Source organism: Acinetobacter sp. YH12116, from assembly GCF_013418895.1.
Classification (GTDB): Bacteria; Pseudomonadota; Gammaproteobacteria; order Pseudomonadales; family Moraxellaceae; genus Acinetobacter; species Acinetobacter indicus.
The window spans coordinates 1-6,952 of the sequence record NZ_VPBE01000052.1 but is presented as its reverse complement, the minus strand read 5'-3'; the positions used below and the strand labels follow the sequence as shown (position 1 = coordinate 6,952).

The window sequence follows — 6,952 nt, the reverse complement described above, 5'->3', positions numbered from 1 at the left end:
AAGATAGTAAGTTTATAATCAAATACCTGTTACTGATTTGATTTGAGCTTTTAGGTATTGAGGATATTCAACTTCCTCCAATGGAGTGAGTTAAAAGCATGTGCACCAATGGTGGATATTAAATCCTGTCAGCGTAGACTAGGTATTGATATACACACCTTATCAAAGAGGGAGGGGATAAAGCTAATCTGCCCCCACCCCTAAATCCTGTCCTTAGTTTGAGGATAGGTACTCCGTATTAAGCAGGGGTTTTTCTTTTAAAGCTCCGTTTCCTTTCCATTGAGAAGCAGATAGACATTACATAACTAATTTTAATGAAAGGCTTGTTCTACTGATCTAGCTGTATTCAGAAATAAACAAAAATTTGTATGGTTAATAATATTTATAAAACTAGATATTTGTATGCACACTAATTCTCTATTGCTTGAATAGATTTAAAAACAAATGATGTAACTTGTATTCTCTTTTTCTCTTTTCTAATTTCTGTTTTCTCCACGCCCTCTGTTCTTCTCAATACCTTATCAAACTTCATGCAGTCGGTTGGATTCTGATAACTCTGTACGCTGTCAAATTCCTAGTACCTACAAAATACCTGTTATTGCGTACACAGCTATCAGATGGGTAAGGATAAGGTTTAAATATAGTCCTAGATGCTCACAGAATCGCTCAGATTGAACGAAATACACCTTACCTATATCTATGTACCACTATACTTTTTAGAAGCACCTTAGAGCGCAAATGAGAAGCCATGAGCAAGTGTAAATTTCTATTCCCTGTCCAACCTGCATTGCAGGATAGGTAAATATATCTGAATCCATGCACTCAATTTGCTATGCAGATAATCAAAATTAAAATCAAAATTTTTGAAAGGAAGATGGGCTTTTCTGAAATAAAAAAAGCTTTAAAATGCTTTACTGTTTGCTGTATGCCTTGCTATGTAAGGGCTACAGAGGATATTAAGTAACGGATTTATGGGGATTAAGTAACGGATTTATGTGTTGATAAGTCAGTAGAGAGTTACGGATTTATGGTATTAAGTGACTATTCGATACTTGTCATTTAATAACTTATAGCTTAGTGTTCGCTAATCAAAAAAAGCAGACCAATAAGATGAATAGAGAAACAAGGCTAGTGGTTAAGGATAACGCTCTAATTGATGCTAGCTTCAACCTGTCATTGGTAGAGCAAAGATTAATGCTACTAGCTATTGTAGAAGCTAGAGAGGTAAACAAACTAACACCCGATTCACCTATTGAAGTTAAAGCTACATCCTATATGGAGCAATATAAGATAGATGAGAGAAATGCTTATAAACAGCTTTATGATGCAAGTAAGCAGTTGTTTAATAGGCAGTTTAGTTATGTCGATAGATATGCTAATACAGATGCTGTAACCGTTTCTCGTTGGGTTAATGAAGTAACCTATGTAAAAAATAAGGGTATGGTTGTTATGTACCTAAATCGAAATGTAATAAATATGATAAGCCGACTAGAAGAGCAGTTTACTAAATACCATTTAAGCCAAGTATCAGAGCTTAAAAGCCAGTACAGCATTAGACTGTATGAAATATTGATCAAATTTTTAAGTATAGGAAATAGTAATAAATACCCAATAAATGAGTTAAGAAATTTACTAGGTGTTGGGGTTGATGAATACAGTCAAATGTCAGGCTTTAAAAAGCGTGTACTAGATTTAGCAGTTGATGAGATTAACAAGAAAACTGATATACAGATCAAATATGAACAGTTTAAAGAAGGGAGAGTTATATCTCATATCTTGTTTAAGATAGCTAAGAAAAAAGATAAGAAATCAAAGACTGGTAAGGATATGAATACTATTGATATGTTTGCAGATATGACAATTAAACAAGCTCTAATGTTCGGTGATAAGTTGAGTAGAGATATAGCTTTCCAAAATCATTACAAGGCTAATGTAGGAGAGAGCGTAGAGGATTATTCAGAACGAATAGCTACAATGCTTATGGATGGATTCTATGTTAAAGAATGGATACAGTATCTAGAAAATGTAGGATTTGTTCCAACTAGATTATCCGAATAAGCGACCTAACAGCCCTTTCTTTTCATGATTTTTATGTTCAATTAGCTTTTGATCTAGTTGCTGTTTAAGCCATGCTTCATTTGCTTTGACATACTCCAGTTGCTTTTCAAGTTGTTCAACGTGTGACTTTAATTGTTCAACTTGTTGCTCCAATAGCTGTTCACTATTGTTTTTGGGTTGCTCAATGATTTGTTCAATTTTATCTGTGCTGTTCAGTTGTTCGGTAATAGCCTGTTCTATGGCTTTTTTGTCTGTCTTATTTCCAAATAGACGAATCATATCTTGTGCTGAAACAGTACCATCACTGTTCTTTGTCATCTCGCCTTTCTTGATTCGAGCATAAATTGTATTACGGCTTATTTTAAACAATTTGCTTGCTTGGTTAATTGATAAATTGCTCATACTTGTTCATTCTTGTTCTGTTCAATTGAACAATAATATACAGCATTTAGCATGTCAAAAAATGTTCAAAAAAAGAGAGCATATAGCTCCCTCCTTTTCAATTTATAGCGTTATGATTATTTCAAACGATCAGCCAGTTGATCTTCCATAGCTTTAAGTTTGTTCTTAAACTCTTTAATAGAGCTGATTAATTTGTCATTGCTCAAGTCTTTATAGTCATCCTTGCTAACTGTATTTGAATCTATACCACGCTTAACTACAGCTTTACGAGGTTTACGTTTAGCTGGGTATGTATATTCTTCTACAGCTTTCTTTTTAGCACCTGATAATCCTAATAGCTCTACTGTACGTTTACGTGATACTAATGTACAAGGTTTATTATCTTTACCTGTAAATAGAGTTGCTACCTGTTCAGGAGTTGCATCCTTTACTAATTCCAATACTACAGCTTTTGATAAGTTGCCACGTGGCTTAGGTGTATTTGTCATATTTAATACCAATATTCAGTTATTAATTACTCATAAGCCTATCAGATTGAACGCTGTACGTGAATAAAATTGTTTTAGCAGGGTAGTTGTACTGTTTCATTCACGTAGAGAGAGCAGAACGATGCAAATTATTTTGCACCGCCTACACTAAAAGGTAGTAAGTCTATAACTATTTAGCAGATGCTTCTTTTACTTGAGCATCAAATCTTTTAAGTGCATTAAAAGCCTTACTATCTACAGTACCATCTACAATGGCTACTTCATGTGCGCCTTTGCTAGTTGATACTTTCATCCATGTTCTTTTTGATTGCAGAATTTTAGTTAAAATACTGTAACTTACAACCATTGTAGCTTGTGAATAGTTAGCCCCTACAGCTTGATCAAAACTAGTAGCATGATCATTCTTTATATTAATAATTTCCCCATCAATATTAAAAGATACTGAGTGAATATTTGCTATTTCATTGAATAGTTGAATAGTAATACCAACATTATCAGGCTGATTATCTAACCATGATGCACCAACCATTGGGCACACCATGCTTTTACATGCTGCACCATGCGGAGCAATTGCTACACTTTTCACACCATCAAAATTACTTACTGCTGTCTGTGGATTTAATCCTGATGTTGTTGCACAACCTATAGCAAAAAGACTTGCTAACCCGATGATTAATATTTTTTTCATAAAAATCTCTTAATTATTCAAAAGTAAACTGAATATAGCATTATAAGTATTTATGACTGATAAAAGCTATCATTAGACTATACTGAAATAATAATCAAATTAAATGAGAATATATCTATCATTAGAGTTGTATTGATTATTAAATGATAGTATTATCATAAGACTTAAAGATATAAGGTTATATGATAATGACAGTAAGAATATATGTAAGAGCTAGTACAAAAGATCAAGATGCTGAGAGAGCATTAGATAGCCTTAAAGAGTTTGCTAATACCATTCAAGACAATGTAAAGGAATATGTAGAGAATGAATCAGGTACAAAGCTAGATAGACCTGTATTGAATAAATTATTAGCAGATGCAGAGAACGGAGATACATTGCTTGTTGAGAGCGTAGACCGCTTATCACGTTTAAAACAAAATGAGTTTGAAGTATTGAAAGGACGTATAAAAGAAAAAGGATTGAAGCTAGTTGTTGCTGATCTGCCAACTACTCATGTACTGCTGAATACAGATGATACCATTACAAGCTCTATCCTGAATCTAGTTAATAACCTGTTAATTGATTTGTTAGCTACTATGGCTCGATTAGACAATGAGAAACGTATAGAACGAATTAAACAAGGTTTAGAGAGAAGCGGATACAAGCCTACTGGCAAGAAAGCTGATACTCAAAAACATGATCGTATTAGAGAGTTAAGTAATAAAGGTTTAACTAAAGAAGAAATTGCAAAGGCTGTTAGGTGTGGCGTTGCTACTGTATATAGGGTATTAAAGGGATAGATATGACACTAGAACAATTAAATATATGTGCAACATTTATTGCAACACTTTCTGCATTAATTATATTTAAACAATGGAGAAAACAAAAAGGGAGTGAAGTTTTATCAAACTTAAGTTTAAATTTAGATAGTAAGCTACATAACATCATTGATATATATAATGAATTAGAGCTAATACTAATTAATATTGTAGATTTAAATTTAGATAATAATGATCATCTTGATGTTATAAATAGGTTGAATAACCTAAATAGAAATATATCTTTAATAGTTAGTGATTTAAAAAAAATAAATAAATATAAATACAGCAAAGATATATACTTACTAACATTAAGATATGAAGTTTTTTTAAGTGATTTAAAGAATCAAATAGATGAAGATGTATTTTTATTTTTGAGTAAAGATAGTTTGGAATTTCAATTTCAAAACAATAAAAAAGAAATTGAAAGATATCGAGATATTATAATAAAAGATTTAGAATCAAATAATAAAAAAATAACAAAAATTATAGAAGATAATAAAGATTATCTATTTAACTATATATTTTATAATGACAAAAGCGTATAGGTGCATCGTACCTCACACGTGAGCATATATACACATACACGTGAGAGAGGGGAAAAGAGATATACTCTATCCCCTAGATTGTTTTAAGTTGATAGATGATAAATGCTATAGCTATAGAGCATAGAATAACTGTCATAGCTCTATCTCCTTAAACTGTTCTAATAGATTTACATCATCTACAAGTGGCATATATAGCCTTACATTACTAATATCAATACCATCTAAAGCAGGGAGAGCATCAAGAATATTTGATGTGATCTTGTCTAGCTTTTCTTTATTCTTAACTACTTTGTAGCCTTGTTCTGTATCTGCTTTTACTCTGTTTCTTAGATATTGCCATAATACTAAATTAGAGATTAGTTGATTGTATGCTGTATTAATTTGATGTTGTTGATAGTCGATCATTGTTATCCTTTTGTTGTTCCAAATGTTTTCTTATACTGTACTTGTTGTTTGTCATCTTGCTTTGCTAGATATGAAGCTCTATACATACAATCTTTAAATTGTGCTTCATCCTTTAAATTGTGTCCTACTTTACTGCCACCTGAATCAGATAAATATTCCTCTTTTCTTTCATGGAAGTTAAAAGATACTTTCTTATATTCCTGTTCAATGTTTATTGTTACACCTTCTAAGCTGAATAGTACCTTTCTTAAAAGGTTAAAGACTGATAAAGGATTATGTTTATTCTGATCTACTACTAACATCATTTCTAAATGTAATCCTTTATATTCTGCATATTCAAAGCTATAGATAAAACTGTACCCATCTTTAAATAAGCTCTTAATCTTTCTAGTCAATTTGTTAATATCGAATGAATGGTTGTTATCTAATCCTATTGTATATCGAAGTGCTATAGGTCGATCTATCGTATCTCTAGCATGAGCCAGAGCTAGATAAATCTCTTTCATGTTAGATTGTTTTAATTGATATGTTGTATTGATTGGATAGCCTAAATACTTGCTAGTTGTTAAAAGTTTACTCATTAATTAGTTAAAGGGAATATAAGTCTTATTTTGTATTGTTATTAGATAAATAGAGAAGATATAAGCTAATAGTTAATATGATATTTACTATATAAAGATTGATATATTTATATGTTATACATAGCTATAGATGTAGTAGAGATATATGTATGTTAGATAGTATCTATTACTCTGTTTATCCGAATTGTTTTTGATGTGGCTGAAAGCCTTATGCTGTAAGGGATACAGGCATATTTTGATAGATTTTAGATGATTTGTAAATTATTGATTTATAAAGAAATATAAAAATACCGTTGTCGCTATTGAAACAGTATTAAATAAAATCAATGACTTATAAAATTGATGTACCTGAAGGCTAGTGTTTTATTGTTCTTTTAGTAATGAGAGAGATACTAACATATCACAACAAATTTGTCAATATTCAGTAGCTTACAATCAAAAGTGTCCTATTTTATTTAAGAAAGAACGAATACACCTACTGAGCTGAAAAGTCGGCTGAGTGGAAATAATATTAATTCCTAACACTGAGAGCAGAATTGCGCTGAGCTAATTAGTACAATGTTCTATATGTTGTTTGATGATTGGTATAAAGATTTATATACGTTTCCACCATTGGTGGGAGCGTTATTCATATTCAGTATCCATTTTTGGATGATGTATTTTATTAGATACTAGATATTGTGGTTGTCAGATAATCCTAACACTAGATAGAGATATAAATATAATTCTTTATGCTCACCATTGCTCATAGGAGAGCGTTTAGATACCTTGCCTATGCACTTGTACCACTTCACCTTAAACGAGCTGTAAGAGCAAATGAGAGCCATTTAGAGCTATGCTATAAAAAACCCTGATAAGATAGTAAGTTTATAATCAAATACCTGTTACTGATTTGATTTGAGCTTTTAGGTATTGAGGATATTCAACTTCCTCCAATGGAGTGAGTTAAAAGCATGTGCACCAATGGTGGATATTAAATCCT

General features: G+C 31.6%; 8 protein-coding genes. 3 read left to right on the top strand and 5 right to left on the bottom strand.

Annotated elements, in window-relative coordinates:
• The first annotated feature begins 1,110 nt into the window (after window positions 1-1,110).
• The gene (repM, locus tag FTU54_RS14770; protein ID WP_180074885.1) at window positions 1,111-2,058 is read left to right on the top strand and encodes a replication initiation protein RepM; all 948 of its coding nucleotides are present in this window, start codon (window positions 1,111-1,113) and stop codon (window positions 2,056-2,058) included.
• On the opposite strand, the gene FTU54_RS14765 is transcribed toward repM, so the two are convergent.
• The 3 genes from FTU54_RS14765 to FTU54_RS14755 all read right to left on the bottom strand — a co-directional run bounded on the left by FTU54_RS14765 (window position 2,047) and on the right by FTU54_RS14755 (window position 3,636).
• The gene (locus tag FTU54_RS14765; RefSeq protein ID WP_180074884.1) at window positions 2,047-2,460 is read right to left on the bottom strand and encodes a plasmid replication DNA-binding protein; all 414 of its coding nucleotides are present in this window, start codon (window positions 2,458-2,460) and stop codon (window positions 2,047-2,049) included. The genes repM and FTU54_RS14765 overlap by 12 nt on opposite strands.
• Window positions 2,461-2,576: 116 nt before the next feature.
• Complete coding sequence (locus FTU54_RS14760) at window positions 2,577-2,948, bottom strand: hypothetical protein (RefSeq protein ID WP_180074883.1); 372 nt, start codon at window positions 2,946-2,948, stop codon at window positions 2,577-2,579.
• Between the two features lie 169 nt (window positions 2,949-3,117).
• The gene (locus FTU54_RS14755) at window positions 3,118-3,636 is read right to left on the bottom strand and encodes a hypothetical protein (protein ID WP_180074882.1); all 519 of its coding nucleotides are present in this window, start codon (window positions 3,634-3,636) and stop codon (window positions 3,118-3,120) included.
• Window positions 3,637-3,824: 188 nt separating this feature from the next.
• Between FTU54_RS14755 and FTU54_RS14750 the strand changes: the two genes are divergently transcribed.
• Window positions 3,825-4,418 (top strand): recombinase family protein, encoded by a 594-nt coding sequence (locus tag FTU54_RS14750; RefSeq protein WP_180074881.1) that lies wholly within the window; start codon window positions 3,825-3,827, stop codon window positions 4,416-4,418.
• A 2-nt stretch (window positions 4,419-4,420) separates the two neighbouring features.
• On the top strand, window positions 4,421-4,984 hold the full coding sequence (locus FTU54_RS14745) for a hypothetical protein (RefSeq protein WP_180074880.1): 564 nt from the start codon (window positions 4,421-4,423) through the stop codon (window positions 4,982-4,984).
• Between the two features lie 132 nt (window positions 4,985-5,116).
• Here the strand turns inward: FTU54_RS14745 and FTU54_RS14740 are convergent, their stop codons facing one another.
• Together FTU54_RS14740 and FTU54_RS14735 are read right to left on the bottom strand one after the other, a co-directional pair.
• The gene (locus tag FTU54_RS14740) at window positions 5,117-5,389 is read right to left on the bottom strand and encodes a hypothetical protein (RefSeq protein WP_180074879.1); all 273 of its coding nucleotides are present in this window, start codon (window positions 5,387-5,389) and stop codon (window positions 5,117-5,119) included.
• A gap of 2 nt (window positions 5,390-5,391) precedes the next feature.
• Window positions 5,392-5,970: an inovirus-type Gp2 protein gene (locus FTU54_RS14735; protein ID WP_180074878.1), complete on the bottom strand. Its 579-nt coding sequence runs from the start codon at window positions 5,968-5,970 to the stop codon at window positions 5,392-5,394.
• Window positions 5,971-6,952: the final 982 nt, after the last annotated feature.